Source organism: Amycolatopsis sp. NPDC005961, from assembly GCF_040629235.1.
Lineage (GTDB): Bacteria > Actinomycetota > Actinomycetes > Mycobacteriales > Pseudonocardiaceae > Amycolatopsis > Amycolatopsis camponoti.
On record NZ_JBEXVF010000023.1, the window covers coordinates 20,173 to 36,723 of the forward strand.

A 16,551-nucleotide genomic window follows, 5' to 3' on the forward strand; every position below is an offset into this window, starting at 1 on the left:
TGGGTGCGGGCTGTGCGGGTGGTGCGCGCCGGCTCAGCAGCCGACGTCGCGGGCCGATGCCAGCAGCGTCTGGTCGATGACCGGGGCCTTCGCGCCCGCGGACTGCTCGTTCGTGCCGCCGCCCTGGTGGGCCTTGGACCAGTCGGCGAGCTGGGTGAGGACCTGGCGGGCCTCGGCGCGGGGCCGGAGGTCGCCGAAGAGGGTGCCCGTGACCAGGTCGACGCTCGCGTCCTTGCGGTTGTCCTGGACCAGCTCGGCGCACGGGACCACGAGGCTGAGCGTGCGGGCCGCCGTGAGGCCGTTCTCGCCGAAGCGGATCTGGCCGCGGCACTTGGCCGCACGGCCCTCGTAGGCCGGGTCGTTGGCCGGCTCACCCGCTCCGGTGAAGCCCAGCTCCTTGAGCGCGGTGGTCGTGATGCCGCCCTGGCCGCGGGAGCCGGAGGCGTTGAGCACCTTCACCGCGACCTTGTCCGGCGGCACCGGCGCGCGGTCGTCGAGGGCGTTGTGGGGGAGGGTGCTGAACGTGACGCCCGGCGGCGGGCTGGCGGCCGGGTCGCACTTCACGGCCTCGTCGACGTCCCCCTTGCCGACGGCCGCGTTGATCCAGACGATGATCGCGCCCAGCGCGAGCACACCGATGACGATCAGCGCGGGCAGCGGCTTGTGCTTGCGATACGGCCGCGCCCCACGGTCCCCGATGCCGTTCCCCGACGCCACCTGCCCGTCCCTTCCCGAACACCGAACCCGGCCGGTGCGAACCCGGCACCGTCGTGGCCGATGAGCCTAGGCGCTGCGACCCGCGCCCACCGTCCCGGGGGCCCGGTTCTCCCGGTGCGCCGCCCGTCGTCGCGGGACCCCGCCCGCGACCGATCCCCGTGCGGCGATCGCACCACGGCGGGGTCGGCCGGGGCAAGCGGACACGGGCCGCCGGTGAGGTTCTCCACCCGCGGGCAACCCGAATGGACGACAACGCGTCTTACCTGCGGGTTCCCCCTGTCGGGTGACGATTTCCCGGCAATGTCTGACTCGTTGCAGAACCGTCGCGGGCGTGAGCTACCCTTCCCGGGCTCCGGCCGCAGGAAGAGGCCCATAAAGAAGAGACCTCGGTCACTTCGGCCGTCGGGCACAAACGAGGGCCCTGGAACGTTGACCAGCGGCACGGCGGACTCACGGGCGCATCCGAGGGTTCGGGAAAACGACTACACAAGCTGATCGCAGGGGTGAGGGACACATGGCTACCGACTACGACGCTCCGCGCCGCAGCGAAGCCGACGAGCTGGCCGAAGACTCGTTGGAGGAGCTCAAGGCCCGGCGGAACGAGAACCAGTCCGGCGTCGTCGACGTCGACGAGGACGCGACCGCCGAGAACTTCGAGCTGCCGGGTGCCGACCTTTCCGGGCTTTCCGGGGAGGACATGACCGTGAAGGTGGTGCCGAAGCAGGCGGACGAGTTCACCTGCTCCGTGTGCTTCCTGGTGCACCACCGCAGCCGGCTGGCCGAGGAGAGCGGTGGACGCTTGATCTGCCGCGACTGCGCCTGATCGCGCGGGATCTCGGACAGGGCTTCGCTACAGGGGACGAACAGACGCGGAGAGCCTCGAGGGCACCAAGGGGGAGGCTCGAAGCGCTGGGGACAAGGGGGCCGGCCGGCAGGCCGGCCCCCTTCCCATGTCTTGAGGGGGCATGTCTCGAGGGGGCAGAGCCGGGGTCAGGCGCCCTTGACCAGCTCGGCGACGCGCTCGGGGTGCCGGGTGCTGAACAGCCAGTACGGCGTCGGGTCGGCGGGGTCGGTGAGCGTGATCCGCACCACCGGGCCCACCCAGCCGCGGTGCAGCACGTAGGCGGCCGGGTCCCCGTCGCGGCCCAGTGCCTTGCGCTTGGCGTCCTTGTCGAAGATCTCGACCGTCCCGGCGTAGCGCAGCGGCAGGTGCGCGTCGCCCACCCACAGCTCCGGCTCGTCACCGCCGGTCACGCGGATCTTCGCCCGGCCCAGCGAGAGCATCAGCCCGACCACGACCGGCAGCGCGATCACGTACGGCAGCCACGCCCGGACGCCCGGGTAGCCCATGTCGACCTCGGCGGCCAGCAGGATCGCGCCCAGCACCGGCAGCGGCCAGCCCCACCACGGCACGTACAGCCGTTCGGAGTGCCGGACCGCGGCACTCGCGGCCGTCTTCGCAGATTCACCCACGGGTAGAGAGTAATCTCGCCGCCCGTGTCCAGCGTTCAGGTACTCCTCTCCCGGCTCGACCCGGATGTCCCGCTGCCCGCCTACGCCCGGCCGGGCGACGCGGGGGCCGATCTCGTCACCACCTCGGATATCGTCCTGAAACCCGGTGAACGCGGCGTCGTCGGCACCGGCGTCGCGATCGCGCTGCCACCCGGGTACGCGGGGTTCGTCCACCCGCGGTCCGGCCTGGCCGCCCGGGTCGGCCTCTCGGTGGTGAACACGCCGGGCACGATCGACGCGGGCTACCGCGGGGAGATCAAGGTCTGCCTGATCAACCACGACCCGGTGCACCCGGTGAAGCTCGCGCGCGGCGACCGCATCGCCCAGCTGATCGTGCAGCGGGTGGAGCACGCCGAGTTCGTCGAGGTCGACGAGCTCGACGCCACCGAACGGGGCGACGGAGGCTACGGCTCCACGGGTGGACACGCCACACTGGGAGCAGCACAGGCGCTCGGCGCGAGCGCCGGCGCGGGGGAAGGAACGGAGAAGTAGTGGGGATTTTCGGACGCAAGCGGCGGACCGAGGGCGAGTCCGCCGGCAGGCACGCCGCGCCCGAGGCCGACGACACGATCGAGGACGACGGGTACGAGGGCGAGGAGGGCGACGAGCTGTCGGACGTCTCCGACGGCCCGTTCGACGTCGCGGACTTCGAGGACGACGGCGTCCCGCGGATCGACCTCGGCTCGGTGAAGGTGCCGGTGCCCGACGGATCCCAGGTCCAGGTCGAGATGGACCCCGAAACCGGGGGCGTGCGCGCCGTGCACGTCGTCACCGAGCAGGGCCAGATCACGGTCAGCGCCTACGCCGCGCCGCGCTCGGGCGGCCTCTGGCGCGAGGTGAGCACCGAACTGGCCGAGCAGCTGCGGGCCGACGGCGCCAAGGTCAACATCGGCCGCGGCGTGTGGGGCCTGGAGATCTCGGCCATCGTCGGCGACGTCTCGCTGCGCTTCGTCGGCATCGACCGGCCGCGCTGGATGCTGCGCGGCGTCATCGCCGGGCCGCAGTCCGAGGCCGCGGCGGCCGTCGAGGTGCTGCGGGGGATCGTGCGCCGCACGATCGTCGACCGCGGCGACGCGCCGATGCCGGTCCGCACCCCGCTCACGATCACGCTGCCCGAGGCTGTCGCCGAGCACATCGCGGCCCAGCAGCAGCAAGGCTGACGCTCGGTCCGTGAAGGCCGCCCGGGGGAGCCCCGAGGCGGCCTTCACGGCTTTTCGAGGGCCCGGAGGAAGGCCAGGACGGTCGCCCGGCCGAGGGACTCGCGGTCGGCGCCCAGCGCGGCCAGGGTCGTCTCGCCGAGCGCCGCGCGGGGGAGTGCCCCGGCCCACTCCGATGCGACTTTCGTCGGGTGGATCGGGTCGTCGGTGCAGGTGCCGATCCCGGCCGGGACCGCCAGTCGCGTCAGCTCCGCGAGGGTCGGGGACGGCCGGCCCGCGGCGACGCGCAGGGACGCCGCCAACCCGTCGCCGTGGCGGCGCCACGCCCGGTCGAGTTCCGCCCGCAGCCAGTCCGGGCTGCCCGCCGTCTGCGCCAGCGCCGCTTCGACCCCGGAGCCGGCCACCAGATCCGCGGACAGCGTCGCGGCGAGCGATGCGGGTGCCTGGCCCGGACGGCCGTTCCAAGCCGGGAGCGCGGCCAGCAGGCCCCCGCAACGGTCCGGATTGGCCACGGCCCACTCGGCGGCGAGGTGGGCGCCGAACGAAATGCCGCCTACGAGCAGTTCGCCGTGTTCGTCCGCCAGCGCGTCCAGGGTCGCCAGGTAGGCGTCGGCCAAGGCCGCACCGGAGGGCGGCGGTGGCGCGATGAGCGGGACACCGAGGGCGCGCAGCGGGCCGGCGAAGACCGCCCGGACGAAGACCTCGTCCGAGCCGGTGCCGGGCAGCAGGACCGCGGCGGGAACTCTGATAGCGGACGTCACGTTGCGATCTTTGCGCAAAGGCGTTTCCCTGGCGGGGACCGCAGTACGCTGGAATCGCACGGGCCGCAAGCACTTATGTCGGGGGCCCCGGAGCACAGGAGCACCTATGTCCGCCAAAGACGGCGGCTACTTCAGCCGGTTGGTACGCAAGCTGACCAGCGACGTCGATGAGCTCGACGCCGACGAAATGTCGATGAGGTCCGGCGCCGAGGGCGCGCAGCGGGCCTGCGACTGCCGTTCCGGCGAAGAGGTCACCGTGATGGGGAGACTCCGCAGCGTGGAGCTCTGCCCGACGAACGAGGCCGCCACGCTGGAGGCGGAGCTGTTCGACGGGACACAGGGCGTGACGCTAATCTGGCTCGGTCGCCGCCGGATCCCGGGCATCGAGCCTGGCCGGACGATCAAGGTGCGCGGCCGGATGGCCGAGCGTGACGGCCAGAAGGTGCTGTACAACCCCTATTACGAGCTCCAGAGCCCAGTGAGTTGATCACCCATCGTGACTGAACCCGCCCCGAGCGAGAAGAAGACCGACGCGGAAGAAGAACCGCAGCCGACCCTGCTCGAGCAGATGGGCGGCGTGTCCGGCCTGGTCTACTCGTCGGTGCCGGTGATCGTCTTCGTCCTGGCGAACGCTTTCTTCGGCCTGACCGCGGCCATCTGGACGTCGGTGGGCAGCGCGGTGGCGATCACCGTGCTGCGCGTGGTCCGCAAGGAGCCCCTGCAGCCGGCGATCTCCGGTTTCTTCGGCGTCGCGATCGCGGCGTTCATCGCCTACCGCACCGGGTCCGCGAAGGGGTTCTTCCTCTTCGGGATCTACGCGAGCCTGGTCTACTGCGGCATCTTCGTGCTGTCGGTGGTCGTGCGCTGGCCGATCGCGGGCGTCGTCTGGAACGTGCTGAACGGCACCGGGCAGGCGTGGCGCAAGGACAAGCCGTCCCGCTACGGCTACGACATCGCGACGCTGGCCCTGGCGGCCGTGTTCGCGGCCCGGTTCGTCGTCCAGCGGTGGCTCTACCAGGAGGACTACACCGGCTGGCTGGCCTTCGCGAAGATCGCGATGGGGTACCCGCTGTACGCGCTGGGCCTGCTGGTGGTGGTCTGGGCGGTGCGCCGGTCGGACAAGCGGCTGAAGGCCCAGGCCGAGGACGAGCCCAAGCCGGAGACCGACGCCGAGGTCGAGGCCCGGCTGCGCGAGAAGTACGCCCAGGCTCCCGAAGCCTGAGACCTTGAAGAAAGGCCCCCAACGAGTTCGGCGGGGGCCTTTTCTCATGTCGTCGGTAGCTCACGCGCCGCGCGGCGCGAGCAACTCCCCGGGCGATACCGGCTGACCGGACCCCCCTTTCAACGGAGCCCGAAGCTCTGCGCCTCTCAGATGCTGGTAGAAGCCAGCAACCGATCGGCCAGCCCACGGGGGCCGGTTCGGACGTTCCGCCGGCCCAGCTCCGAACGGGGGCAGGAAACAACGGCTCTTGCGTCTGCCCGGCGCCGCTACGAGCTGTCACCACTGATGACTCTTTGGCATCGCGGCAAGACGACGATCGAGTGGTTGTGAGGCTTTGGGGCAGGACGGCAGTATCCGGCGGGCGCGCCGGATTCGCTCCTGTCTGAACAAGGGTTACCAGCACAGACAGTGAGATATGCACGTGCACATGCAGGTGCGCGAGTTAGTTGATATTCGATTACGGATACGCAAAGTGAAAGCGGCAGTGGACTCACGGGTAGGCATTCCTAAAAATGAGATCATGTGGTAAAAACACGCCCTCTTGCCATGATCGGCAATTCTCCACGAGGCCAATGCTGCTCTAGGCGCGCCGAAGTTCGACACTTTTTGAAAGGAACTTCCGCGATTGCAGGACTTGGCGACCGCGTCTGACCTGCTAGTTCTCGTCTAACGGGGTGTTGTGTGACGCAGATCACATGCGAGGAGGTGGGATTGCTGCGCTCCCATTACGTACCGTCGCTAGTCAACACGTGCTGGGGATCCCGTATGGGTGCCTGGCGATCGGGCTCGTCTCCGCAAAAGCGGCGACGGGGGCTACGCTGACTGTTGGGCGTAGCCCGAAGTCGAGAAGAGCCGGGAGCCTTGGGCGCCCGGCTGGGATCTCAGCAGGGATTCGTTCTCGATGCGGGGCCGGTCTGCTGCTCTAGCCAAGCGCGGATGGCGTGTCGGCCTGCCTCTTTCCCCGAGGGAGTAGCCGACATAGGTCTCGGTTCCAGTTGCAGCTGGGGCCGAGCCTCCCATCCGCCAGGTCTGACCCTAAGCGAGTCGTTACTGCTTCTGAGGGTGTTACAGGCCAGCCCTTACTGCCGATGGGTGAAACCGGGCTTGCCCCGTCACTGTAGACAGAAATCCTTCGCGCGGTAAAGCGTCGTAGTCAATCCAGGTCGACCAGTTCGTCCGCGTGTCTGTTATCGGCCGACAACAGCCTGTTCAGGGGCCCTGGTCGGGGTACTATGTCGGCGGTCTCTTTGGTGTCCGCCAGGGTGCCGCTGGGTGGGATCGGGCGCGGCGACCACGCAAAAGCCCTGAGGTGTCACGGGCTTCCGTGAGCACCTCAGGGCTTTGGGGGACAGGAGGTCGGGACTACTTCGGCTTGTCGTCCATCCGTCGCGGCCGCAGCAGGAATAGGACAAGGCCGACGCCGGCTGCTGCTGCGGACACGCCGAGAACGCAGATCACCCATCCCGCTACGCCTGCTAAGGCGCAGATCGCGGCGACCGCCGCACCGAACCCCGCGCCGCCCGCGAGGATCAGTACCCCGCCGAGCGCGATGGCGAAGATGCCCCCCGAGGGGCCTTTTGCGGTCAGCAGTCCCTTGAGTCCGCTGAGACCCCAGCTCCACTCGAGTTCGACGATGACAGGGTCGGCCCGCGGAGTCGGCTTGCCCGGCTCCAGCTTCGTGAGATCCAGTTCCCAGCCGGTGGTCGGTTCCTGCTTCTTTTGGTCCTTCGAGGACCCAGGTTCTTTCGGCACGCGTTTTCCTTGTCACCCGTCCCAATGCGTAGTCGCATCCGCGACCCGCTCTTCCGCAGGTGACCTTACACTGCGGATGCGCTCATGAGATGGACAAGATGATGACATTGACTGTATTTGATCATTACATGATGCGTGCGACGTCACGCTACTGTGATAGCTATGCGCATGGATCCGCCAGATGAGTTACAGCGGTCGGCTTGACATCGTGGTGATGAGAGGCGCATGCTTGTCGTCAGATCGCCCCGGGAGGAGTGATCGGGCACCAAAGCTAACGGCGAGGTGGTGATCATGGAACTCGAATTCCTTGGCCGGAGACGAACCTGATCGTAAGTACCACGGACCGGCGTTGGTTGACCTGAAGAACAAGTTGATGACAACGCGAACGGGTCCGCAACGGTAACGATGCGGCCTGTTTTGTGTGTCTGGGCCTGACTCCTCGGGCTGCAACTCGCAGAGTCGCTTAGGTCACGGAGATCCACGCATCGGGGAAGGTAATGGAATGGTGCAGAAGAATTCTGCGAGTGTGATCGACCAGAACGTGGGTGCTGGCAGCGGTGGTCAGGGCAGGGTCACGTTCAATCTGAGTCCCCGGGCGGCACGTGCCCTGGAACAGGTGGTTGGGCTGACCGGCGATTCGAAGACCGACACCATCAACCGCGCGATCAGCGTCTACGCGTACGTCGAGGAGGTTCTGGCGTCCGGCGGAGCCGTCCTGGTCAATGCTGCCGGCGAGTCCCACCCGAAAGAGCTGAAGATCTTTTAGATCTTCGAAGTTCTGTGAGGAAAAAATGAACGTCGTGAAGAGTGTCCCGGCGCCTCAGGTGCCGGGACACTCGTTTGACCGCGACGAGACGCCCGGCAAGCGGCCGGGAGCATGTCCCGAGGGCCGCCCCAAGCACGTCGCTCCGTCCCGGAGTCCGCTGCTCGTGGATAGCGGGATGGAAGGCACCCGTGGCAGGGAGACCGCCACGGGTGGACTCAGTAACCCAAAGCCGTCCGGATCTCCGGCTCGACGTCCGCCGTCGCGACGAACAGCAGCTCGTCGCCCGGCTCCAGCGGGTCCTCCGGCTGCGGCACGATCACGCGGTCGCCCCGCAGGATCGTCACCAGCGCCGCGTCGCGCGGCAACGTCAGGTCGCTCACCGGCTTGCCGGCCAGCGGGGTCTCCGCCGGCAGCGTCAGCTCGACGAGGTTCGCGTTGCTCTGCCGGAACGTCATCAGCCGGACCAGGTCGCCGACGCTGACCGCCTCCTCGACCATCGCCGCGAGCATCCGCGGGGTCGAGACGGCGACGTCGACGCCCCAGGCGTCGGTGAACAGCCACTCGTTGGCCGGGTTGTTCACCCGCGCCACCACGCGCCGCACCGCGAACTCCGTCTTCGCCAGCAGCGACACGACGAGGTTCGCCTTGTCGTCACCCGTGGCGGCGATCACGACGTCGCACTGCTCGATCCCGGACTCCTCCAGGATCGACACCTCGCAGGCGTCGCCCAGCACCCAGTCGGCCTGCTCGACGGTCTGCGGCTCGAACTGGTCGGCCTCCCGCTCGATGAGCATGACCTGGTGCCTGCCGTCGATCAGCTCGTTGGCGATCGAGCGTCCCACCGCGCCCGCCCCGGCGATCGCGACCCTCATGCCTCGTCCTCCGGTTCGCGGTTGGCCACACTGGTCACGTCGCTGACGGTGCCGGAGCGCGCGGCGACCCACACGTCGTCGCCGTCCTGCACCATCGTCTTGCCGTCCGGCAGCACCGGCGTGCCGAAGCGCATGATGAACGCCACCCGCGCGCCGGACGCCTCCTGCAGGGACCGGACGGAGTGCCCGACCCAGCCCTCGTGCAGCGGCAGCTGCAGCAGCGCGATGTTGCCCGACGGATCCCGCCACGCCGACGCGACGCCGTCCGGCAGCAGCGTGCGCAGGAACCGGTCGGTGGTCCACGGCACGGTCGCCACCGTCGGGATCCCCAGCCGCTCGTACACGGCCGCGCGCTTGTGGTCGTAGATGCGCGCGACGACGTGTTCGATGCCGAAGTTCTCCCGCGCGACCCGCGCGGAAATGATGTTCGAGTTGTCTCCGCTGGACACCGCGGCGAACGCGCCGGCCCGCTCGATGCCCGCTTCGATCAGCACCTTGCGGTCGAACCCGACGCCGACGACCTGCTGGCCGTGGAAGTCGCTGCCCAGCCGCCGGAACGCCTGCTGGCTCTTGTCGATGACGGCCACCTCGTGGCCGAGCCGCTCCAGCGCAGCGGCCAGGGACGCGCCTACCCGGCCGCATCCCATGATCACCACGTGCACGCCCTGCCTCCTCTTCGGCGGTTAACCCGTCCGTACCTACCCCGACATGCCAGCGCCGAACCTACCGTGCCCCCCTCCGGTTAGGCTTCCGTGGTGTCGAAGTTCCCGACCGTGCTGAAACGCCTGGTCCTCGGACGTCCGTTCCGCAGTGACAGGCTCGCTCACACGCTCCTCCCGAAGCGCATCGCGCTGCCCATCTTCGCGTCCGACGCGCTCTCGAGCGTGGCGTACGCGCCGGAAGAGATCTTCCTGACGCTGAGCGTCGCGGGTCTCTCCGCGTACGCGCTGGCGCCGTGGATCGGCATCATGGTCGCGCTGGTGATGCTCGTCGTCGTCGCGTCCTACCGGCAGAACGTGCACGCGTACCCGAGCGGCGGCGGCGACTACGAGGTCGCCAACACGAACCTGGGCGGGAAGTTCGGGCTGACCGTGGCGAGCGCGCTGCTCGTCGACTACGTGCTGACGGTCGCGGTGTCCACTTCGTCCGGTGTGGCGAACATCGGGTCGGCGGTGCCGTGGGTGGCCGAGCACAAGGTGCTGGCCTCGATCGTCATCGTGGTCGTGCTGACGTCGCTGAACCTGCGCGGCATCCGGGAGTCGGGGAAGGCTTTCGCGATCCCGACATACGGGTTCATCCTGGGCATCCTGGTCATGGTCGTGTGGGGCCTGGCGCAGGCGGCCACCGGCACCGAGATGAAGGCCGAGAGCGCCGGGTTCACCCTGAACGCCGAGGGGACCTTCGCGGGCGTGGCCTACGCGTTCCTGGTGCTGCGGGCGTTCTCCTCCGGCGCGGCGGCGCTGACCGGGGTCGAGGCGATCAGCAACGGCGTCCCGGCGTTCCAGAAGCCCAAGTCGAAGAACGCGGCGACGACGCTGCTGATGATGGGCCTGCTCGCGGTGACCATGCTGGTCGGCATCATCACGCTGGCCTCGATCACCGACGTCAAGTTCGCCGAAGACCCCGCGGAGCAGCTCGCCGGCGCGCCCGCGGGCTACCAGCAGAAGACGATCGTCGCGCAGATCGCGCACGCGGTGTTCGCCGACTTCCCCCCGGCGTTCTACTACATCTCCTTCTCCACCGGCATCATCCTGCTGCTGGCCGCGAACACCGCGTTCAACGGCTTCCCGGTGCTGGGCTCGATCCTGGCGCAGGACCGCTACCTGCCGCGGCAGCTGCACACCCGCGGCGACCGCCTCGCGTTCTCCAACGGCATCCTGTTCCTGGCCGCGTTCGCGCTGGTGCTGATCATCGCGTTCGACGCCGAGGTGACCCGGCTCATCCAGCTCTACATCGTGGGCGTGTTCGTGTCGTTCACGGTGAGCCAGGCGGGCATGATCCGGCACTGGAACCGGTTGCTGGCCAAGGAAACCGACCCGGCCAAGCGGCGGCGGATGCGGCGCTCGCAGACGGTCAACGCGGTCGGCCTCACCTGCACCGGCGTCGTGCTGGTGATCGTGCTCATCACCAAGTTCCTGCTCGGCGCGTGGATCGCGATCGCGGCGATGGTCGCGATCTTCGTGCTGATGACGGCGATCCGGCGGCACTACGACCGCGTCGCCGACGAGCTGAAGGACCTCGGCGACACCCCGACCGTGCTGCCGTCGCGCAACCACGCGATCGTGCTGGTGTCCAAACTGCACCGCCCGACGCTGCGCGCGCTGGCCTACGCCAAGGCGATGCGCCCGGACGTCCTCGAAGCCGTGACGGTCAATGTGGACGATGCCGACACGCGGAGGCTCACCGCCGAGTGGGACGCGCACAACTTCAAGGTGCCGCTGAAGGTCGTCGAGTCGCCCTACCGCGAAATCACGAAGCCGGTCCTCGACTACGTGAAGCGCGTGCGCGGGGACAACCCGCGCAACGTCGTGACCGTGTTCATCCCGGAGTACGTGGTCGGTCACTGGTGGGAACAGGTCCTGCACAACCAGAGCGCGCTGCGGCTCAAGGGCCGGCTGCTGTTCCAGTCCGGCGTGATCGTGGCGAGCGTGCCGTGGCAGCTGGAGTCGTCGGCCAAGGCGGCCGCGCGCGTCCGCACCGAGCGGCCCGCGGCCGGTGACGTCCGTCGCGGCTTCTCGCCCGACGGGAAGCCCGCCGGCGCCGGCGCGCCGAAGCCCAAGGAGCCTGCCGAATGACGAGCTGGCTGGGCCGGGTCCTCGAGGTCGAGGTCGGCGGGGTGGCACACGGTGGCCACTGCGTGGCGCGCGCCGACGGCCGCGTCGTGTTCGTCCGGCACGCGCTGCCGGGTGAGCAGGTCCGCGTCGAGATCACCGAGGACAACGGCGGTTCGTTCTGCCGCGGCGACGCCGTCGAGGTGCTCGTCCCGTCGCCGCACCGGGTTCCGCCGCCGTGCCCGCTCGCGGTGCCGGGCGGCTGCGGCGGCTGCGACTGGCAGCACGCTTCCCCGGCGTACCAACGAGACTTGAAGGCCACCGTCGTGGCGGAGCAGCTCAAGCGGCTGGCCGGCATCGAGCGGGACGTCGTCGTGGAGGCGCTCGAAGGCGGTCCGCTGGACTGGCGCAGCCGCGTCCGGCTGGTCGCCGACCGCGAGGGGCGGGCGGGCCTGCGCGCCCACCACAGCCACCGGGTGGTGGCCCTGGACGACTGCCCGATCGCCGTCCCCGGCGAGCTCGACGACGTCCTGGCGCGGCGCTGGCGGCCGGGCAGCGAGCTGGAGGTCACCCAGGACGGCGACGGCGGGGTGCACGTCCGGGAGCTCTCGACGGTGCGCGGCAAGGTCCGGGCCCGTCAGCTGACCGGCGGGGTGGCGGTGCAGCACGCGGCGGGCCGCGACTGGCGGCTCGACGCGCACGGTTTCTGGCAGGTCCACCCGGCGGCGGCGTCGACGCTGGCCGCGGTCGTGGCGGAGTGGGCGGAGGCGCCCGTGGGCGGATCGGCCTGGGACCTCTACGCGGGGGTCGGGCTGTTCGCTTCGGTGCTGGCTTCGCAGGTCGGCTCGTCCGGCCGGGTCCTGGCGATCGAGTCCGGCCGGCGCGCGGTCGCCGACGGCGAGAAGAACCTGGCCGACCTGCCGCAGGTGTCCTGGCAGGCCGGGCGCGTCGAGCACGTGCTGGCGGAGGCCGAGAAGCCGGTGGACGTCGTCGTGCTGGACCCGCCCCGCAAGGGCGCGGGCAAGGCGGTCGTCGAGTCGATCGTGGCGGGTTCACCTGATCGGGTCGTGTACGTGGCGTGCGATCCCGCGGCACTGGCCCGTGACCTGGCAACTTTCGCTTCGCACGGCTACGGCCTGACCGCTCTGCGGGCGTTCGACGCCTTCCCGATGACCCACCACGTGGAGTGCGTGGCGCTGCTGTCCTGAGTTTTTGTCGGTGGTGGTCGGCACACTGCGGGCATGACTCTCGACGACTTCGATCGCGCGGCCTCGACGGTGACTTCCCTGGTCACCGCTCTCTGTGGCGACCAGTGGACCCTGCCGACGGCGTGCGCGGACTGGGATGTCCGCGCGGTGGTCAACCACCTCGCGCACGGCAACGCGAAAGTGGCGTTCTGGGCCGGCGCCGGCCCACCGGCCCCGGAGGGCGACTACCTGGGCGCTTCGCCGGCCTCCGCCTTCGTGGCGTCGGTCGCGGCGGCGCGGGCGGTGCTGGCCGAGCCGGGGCTGTTCTCGCGGCAGGTGACGACCCCGCTGGGTGAGGTGCCGGGCGTGTTCCTGGTTCACATGCGCGTGAACGAGTACCTGGCCCACGGCTGGGACCTCGCGGACGCGACCGGTGCGTCGACCGACCTGCTGCCGGACCTGGCGGAGGGGGCGCTGGCGCAGTGGCGGTCCCGGTTCGGGTCGGCGGCCCGGCCGCCGGGCGGGCCGTTCGGGCCGGAGGCGGAGGCCCCTCCGGGAGCGACGGCGGCCGACCGGCTGGCGGCGTTCCTGGGCCGGAAGGCGGTGAACGGCTAGCGCTTCGCGAAGAAGTCCCTCGACGAGCGGGGCGCCCACACCAGGACGACGACGGCGAGCTGCGCCGCGGCGGCCACCGGGATGACGGCGTGGAACATCGGCGACGACGACCACGAGAAGAAGCCGAAGACCACGGACAGCAGTTGGGAGACGGTGGTGAGCCGGCGCGTCCACGGCCGGCCCGAGGCCAGCTTGACGACCAGGAGGAGGCAGAGCAGGAGCAGCAGGCCGTGGAAGACGGCGCCGGAGACCACGGCGACGTCGGCCGACCGCGCGACTTCGGCGGCGCCGAAGTCCGGGTGCTGCGCGGCGACCTGGTCGCGCAGGGCGTCCTCGCGCAAACCCAGGACGACCGGGATGACGAGGTGGCTGAGGCCGAGGAGGGCCAGGAGCGCCCGGGCGGCCTGGACGGGCTTCGGCACGGTCTTCGTCCGGGTGGTCGTGGCCACGGTCAGTCCTCCTGCATGCGGGCCCGCTGCCAGCGCGGGCCGGTCGGTGAGGCGGCGCCGTCCGAGGCGGCGTGGCGCCGGGCCCAGGCCTCGTTGAGGCGGCCGATCAGGACCCGCGCGGTGGCGACGTCCTCGTCCGGCCAGTCGGCGACGACCTGCGCGAACACCGCGGCGCCCGCTTCGACGGTGGCGTCGATCTCGGCCTGCCCGTCCGCGGCGACCCGCACGAGGAAGGTGCGCGAGTCGGCCGGATCCGCCTCGACGCCGACCCGGCCGTCCCGCTCGAGCGCGCTGAGGTGCCGGCTGGTCGCGGACGCGGTGAGGCCGAGCTCCGCGGCGATGTCCCGCGGCCGCAGCGGCCCGCGGGCGGACACGAGCCCGAGTACGCGCACGCGGGTGAGGTCGATCCGCCGCGAGATCTGCCGGTGTCCCTGGTCGATGAGCTCCATGACGGCCCTCGCCAGCTCGGAAGCTTCATTTCGTTGCGGCATGAAACGAGTTTAGCAGGGTTCGCACGTCGCCGATTGGTTCAGGCTGCGAGCCCGCCGATCCGGCTCAGACCCTGCTCTGGTGCGGGTCGGCTGTGTGCTGGGGCTTGAGCCAGGGTTCACGCCGCCCGGCGCGCCGCGAACGCCGCCGCCAAACCGGCCGCCGTCATCGCCAACCCGGACGCCAGCAGCACCCAGGACCCCGCGCCCGGCACCACCCGGGCCGCCGGTTGGATGCGTGTCACCCCCGGGAGCGTCACCACCAGGTGGCGCAGGACCACGCCCGTCACCACCAGACCCGGGAGGGAGGCCATCGCCAGCGGCTCGTCCTGGTGGCGGGCGAACGTCAGGTACGCCAGCGTGCCCGCGATCAGCACCGCCGCCGCGCAGACCAGGCGCAATCCCAGGTCCAGCTCCGGGTCCGGCGTTCCCGGCGGCAGCATCCCGGGGTAGTCCGCCGTGCGCAGGGTCAGTCCCGCGATCACCCCCAGGCCCGCGACCCCCACCGCCACGGCGCGCGGGCCCCGGAGCCGCTTCCCCGGTCGCTGCTCGTCCACTGCGGCCTCCCTGCGTCGCGGTGGAGGCAGCATAAAACGCGGGAAACGGCTTTCCGAGCACGTTTCCGGTGCTGGGCCGTTCGGTGGATCCCGATCGAAGGACCCGGCTCAGCCGGCGAACCAGTGCTGCGGCGCCGGCCTCAAGTTCTGGTAGATGTGCTTGATCTCGGTGTACTCGCCGAGCCCCGTCGGGCCCAGCTCGCGGCCGAACCCGGACTGCTTGTAGCCGCCCCACTCGGCCTGGGGCAGGTACGGGTGGAAGTCGTTGATCCACACCGTCCCGTGTCGCAGCCGGCCGGCCACCCGCTGCGCCCGCGAGGCGTCGTTCGTGAACACCGCGCCGGCCAGGCCGTAGTGGGTGTCGTTGGCGATGCGGACCGCGTCGTCCTCGTCGGTGAACGTCTCGACCGTCAGCACCGGCCCGAACGACTCGTCGATGACCGCCGACGAACCCTGTTTCACCTGGTCGAGGATGGTGGGCAGGTAGTAGAAGCCGTCCTGCAACGCGGGGTCGTCCGGCCGCTTGCCGCCGGTGCGCAGCACCGCGCCCTCGGCCAGCGCGGCCGCCACGTACGCCTCGATCTTCGCCCGGTGCGCCGCGGAGATCAGCGGCCCGGTCTCGGCGCGCTCGTCGAACGGCCCGCCCAGGCGGATCCGCTCGGCTCGGCGCACCAGCTCGGCGACGAACTCGTCGTGCCACTCCCGCTGCACGATCAGCCGCGTGCCCGCCGAGCACACCTGGCCCGAATGCAGGAACACCGCCGTCAGCGCGTAGTCGACCGCAGTCTCGAAGTCGGCGTCGGCGAAGACCACGTTCGGGTTCTTCCCGCCCAGCTCCAGGGCCACTTTCTTGACCGTCGCGGCCGCCGACGCGGCGATGACGCGGCCGGTCGTCAGGCCGCCGGTGAACGACACGAGGTCGACGTCCGGGTGCGCGGAAAGCGGTGCGCCCACCTCCGCGCCGGCGCCCAGGACCAGGTTGCCCGCCCCCGCGGGCAGGCCCGCCTCGGTGAGCAGCTTCAGGAACAGGATCGACGTGTGCGGTGTCAGCTCGCTGGGCTTGAGCACGAACGTGTTGCCCGCGGCCAGCGCCGGTGCGATCTTCCACACGGTCTGCAACAGCGGGTAGTTCCACGGCGTGATCAGCCCGCAGACGCCGACCGGCTCGTGGACGATCCGGCTGAACGCGTCGGGGCTGCCGGTGTCGACGACGCGGCCCGCGTCCTGCGCCGCGAGCTTGCCGAAGTAGCGCAGGCAGGCGGCGATGTCGGCCATGTCGTAGCGGCTCTCGACCAGGCGCTTGCCGGTGTCGAGCGACTCGGCGCGGGCGAACGCCTCCGCGTCGCGGTCCAGCAGGTCCGCGGTGCGCAGCAGCAGGTCGCCGCGCAGGTGCGCGGGCGTGCCGGGCCACGGGCCGGTGTCGAACGCCCGGCGAGCCGCCGCGATGGCGGCTTCGGTGTCCGCGGCCGTGCCCTCGGCGACCGTCGCGACCAGGGATCCGTCGGCGGGGCAGCGGATCTCCCGCCGGCCGCCGCCGACCGCGTCCACCCATTCGCCGCCGATGAAGAAGTCCGCCATGCGCCCATTCTCGTGGCCACCCCGCGTGACCGCCACAGCACGACGGGGAGACGAGGTTCACCTCAGGAGATGACGGGCGGTCGCGCTCCGCCTGTGACGCCGGACGCGGCGGGCGGAAGGGCGGTGGCCATCCTCCGTAGACTGGCC

18 protein-coding genes and 1 pseudogene are annotated in these 16,551 nt (G+C 70.4%); 9 read left to right on the forward strand and 10 right to left on the reverse strand.

The window, feature by feature from the left end; translation table 11 throughout:
* Positions 1-33: 33 nt before the first annotated feature.
* Positions 34-717, reverse strand: a complete 684-nt coding sequence (gene cei / locus ABZ342_RS21745) for an envelope integrity protein Cei (protein ID WP_360475799.1) — start codon at positions 715-717, stop codon at positions 34-36.
* Between the two features lie 514 nt (positions 718-1,231).
* Here cei and ABZ342_RS21750 point away from each other — a divergent pair.
* On the forward strand, positions 1,232-1,540 hold the full coding sequence (locus ABZ342_RS21750; protein WP_086676737.1) for a DUF4193 domain-containing protein: 309 nt from the start codon (positions 1,232-1,234) through the stop codon (positions 1,538-1,540).
* Between the two features lie 167 nt (positions 1,541-1,707).
* On the opposite strand, the gene ABZ342_RS21755 is transcribed toward ABZ342_RS21750, so the two are convergent.
* A complete protein-coding gene (locus ABZ342_RS21755; RefSeq protein WP_360475802.1) occupies positions 1,708-2,190 on the reverse strand; it encodes a DUF3093 domain-containing protein in 483 nt (160 codons plus the stop codon).
* A 24-nt stretch (positions 2,191-2,214) separates the two neighbouring features.
* Between ABZ342_RS21755 and dut the strand changes: the two genes are divergently transcribed.
* The gene (gene dut / locus ABZ342_RS21760; RefSeq protein ID WP_155542282.1) at positions 2,215-2,721 is read left to right on the forward strand and encodes a dUTP diphosphatase; all 507 of its coding nucleotides are present in this window, start codon (positions 2,215-2,217) and stop codon (positions 2,719-2,721) included.
* The gene (locus ABZ342_RS21765) at positions 2,721-3,389 is read left to right on the forward strand and encodes a DUF3710 domain-containing protein (RefSeq protein ID WP_155542283.1); all 669 of its coding nucleotides are present in this window, start codon (positions 2,721-2,723) and stop codon (positions 3,387-3,389) included. The genes dut and ABZ342_RS21765 overlap by 1 nt, the downstream gene beginning before the upstream one ends.
* Positions 3,390-3,433: 44 nt before the next feature.
* Here ABZ342_RS21765 and ABZ342_RS21770 read toward each other — a convergent pair whose 3' ends face one another.
* Positions 3,434-4,147 carry an alpha/beta hydrolase gene (locus ABZ342_RS21770; protein WP_360475806.1) on the reverse strand — a complete coding sequence of 238 codons (714 nt, stop codon included), beginning with the start codon at positions 4,145-4,147 and terminating at the stop codon, positions 3,434-3,436.
* A gap of 106 nt (positions 4,148-4,253) precedes the next feature.
* Here ABZ342_RS21770 and ABZ342_RS21775 point away from each other — a divergent pair, with 106 nt between their 5' ends.
* Together ABZ342_RS21775 and ABZ342_RS21780 are read left to right on the forward strand one after the other, a co-directional pair.
* Entirely contained in the window at positions 4,254-4,634 is a 381-nt protein-coding gene (locus tag ABZ342_RS21775) for an OB-fold nucleic acid binding domain-containing protein (RefSeq protein WP_072480405.1), read from the forward strand.
* A gap of 9 nt (positions 4,635-4,643) precedes the next feature.
* On the forward strand, positions 4,644-5,369 hold the full coding sequence (locus tag ABZ342_RS21780) for a DUF3159 domain-containing protein (protein ID WP_155542284.1): 726 nt from the start codon (positions 4,644-4,646) through the stop codon (positions 5,367-5,369).
* Positions 5,370-6,731: 1,362 nt separating this feature from the next.
* Here ABZ342_RS21780 and ABZ342_RS21785 read toward each other — a convergent pair.
* Positions 6,732-7,121 carry a hypothetical protein gene (locus ABZ342_RS21785; protein ID WP_360475810.1) on the reverse strand — a complete coding sequence of 130 codons (390 nt, stop codon included), beginning with the start codon at positions 7,119-7,121 and terminating at the stop codon, positions 6,732-6,734.
* 526 nt (positions 7,122-7,647) lie between these two features.
* On the opposite strand from ABZ342_RS21785, the gene ABZ342_RS21790 reads away from it, so the two are divergent.
* A complete protein-coding gene (locus ABZ342_RS21790; protein WP_360475813.1) occupies positions 7,648-7,887 on the forward strand; it encodes a hypothetical protein in 240 nt (79 codons plus the stop codon).
* A 215-nt stretch (positions 7,888-8,102) separates the two neighbouring features.
* Here ABZ342_RS21790 and ABZ342_RS21795 read toward each other — a convergent pair whose 3' ends face one another.
* Entirely contained in the window at positions 8,103-8,759 is a 657-nt protein-coding gene (locus ABZ342_RS21795) for a TrkA family potassium uptake protein (RefSeq protein WP_086676743.1), read from the reverse strand.
* Positions 8,756-9,430: pseudogene (locus tag ABZ342_RS21800) on the reverse strand (TrkA family potassium uptake protein); the annotation flags it as partial. The gene ABZ342_RS21795 and the pseudogene ABZ342_RS21800, both read right to left, overlap by 4 nt.
* A gap of 84 nt (positions 9,431-9,514) precedes the next feature.
* Here ABZ342_RS21800 and ABZ342_RS21805 point away from each other — a divergent pair.
* Genes ABZ342_RS21805 through ABZ342_RS21815 form a run of 3 tightly spaced genes read left to right on the forward strand, consistent with a single transcriptional unit; the run spans position 9,515 to position 13,332 of the window.
* The gene (locus ABZ342_RS21805) at positions 9,515-11,554 is read left to right on the forward strand and encodes an APC family permease (RefSeq protein WP_196425262.1); all 2,040 of its coding nucleotides are present in this window, start codon (positions 9,515-9,517) and stop codon (positions 11,552-11,554) included.
* Complete coding sequence (locus tag ABZ342_RS21810) at positions 11,551-12,738, forward strand: TRAM domain-containing protein (protein WP_155542287.1); 1,188 nt, start codon at positions 11,551-11,553, stop codon at positions 12,736-12,738. The genes ABZ342_RS21805 and ABZ342_RS21810 overlap by 4 nt, the downstream gene beginning before the upstream one ends.
* A gap of 33 nt (positions 12,739-12,771) precedes the next feature.
* Positions 12,772-13,332 (forward strand): TIGR03086 family metal-binding protein, encoded by a 561-nt coding sequence (locus ABZ342_RS21815; protein WP_360475818.1) that lies wholly within the window; start codon positions 12,772-12,774, stop codon positions 13,330-13,332.
* Here the strand turns inward: ABZ342_RS21815 and ABZ342_RS21820 are convergent.
* From ABZ342_RS21820 to ABZ342_RS21835, 4 genes are all read right to left on the reverse strand, one after another.
* Entirely contained in the window at positions 13,329-13,781 is a 453-nt protein-coding gene (locus ABZ342_RS21820) for a hypothetical protein (RefSeq protein ID WP_360475821.1), read from the reverse strand. The genes ABZ342_RS21815 and ABZ342_RS21820 overlap by 4 nt on opposite strands.
* A 2-nt stretch (positions 13,782-13,783) precedes the next feature.
* A complete protein-coding gene (locus ABZ342_RS21825) occupies positions 13,784-14,272 on the reverse strand; it encodes a MarR family winged helix-turn-helix transcriptional regulator (RefSeq protein WP_360475824.1) in 489 nt (162 codons plus the stop codon).
* 116 nt (positions 14,273-14,388) lie between these two features.
* Positions 14,389-14,826: a hypothetical protein gene (locus ABZ342_RS21830; protein WP_155542291.1), complete on the reverse strand. Its 438-nt coding sequence runs from the start codon at positions 14,824-14,826 to the stop codon at positions 14,389-14,391.
* 108 nt (positions 14,827-14,934) lie between these two features.
* Complete coding sequence (locus ABZ342_RS21835; protein ID WP_360475827.1) at positions 14,935-16,404, reverse strand: aldehyde dehydrogenase family protein; 1,470 nt, start codon at positions 16,402-16,404, stop codon at positions 14,935-14,937.
* Between the last annotated feature and the right edge of the window lie 147 nt (positions 16,405-16,551).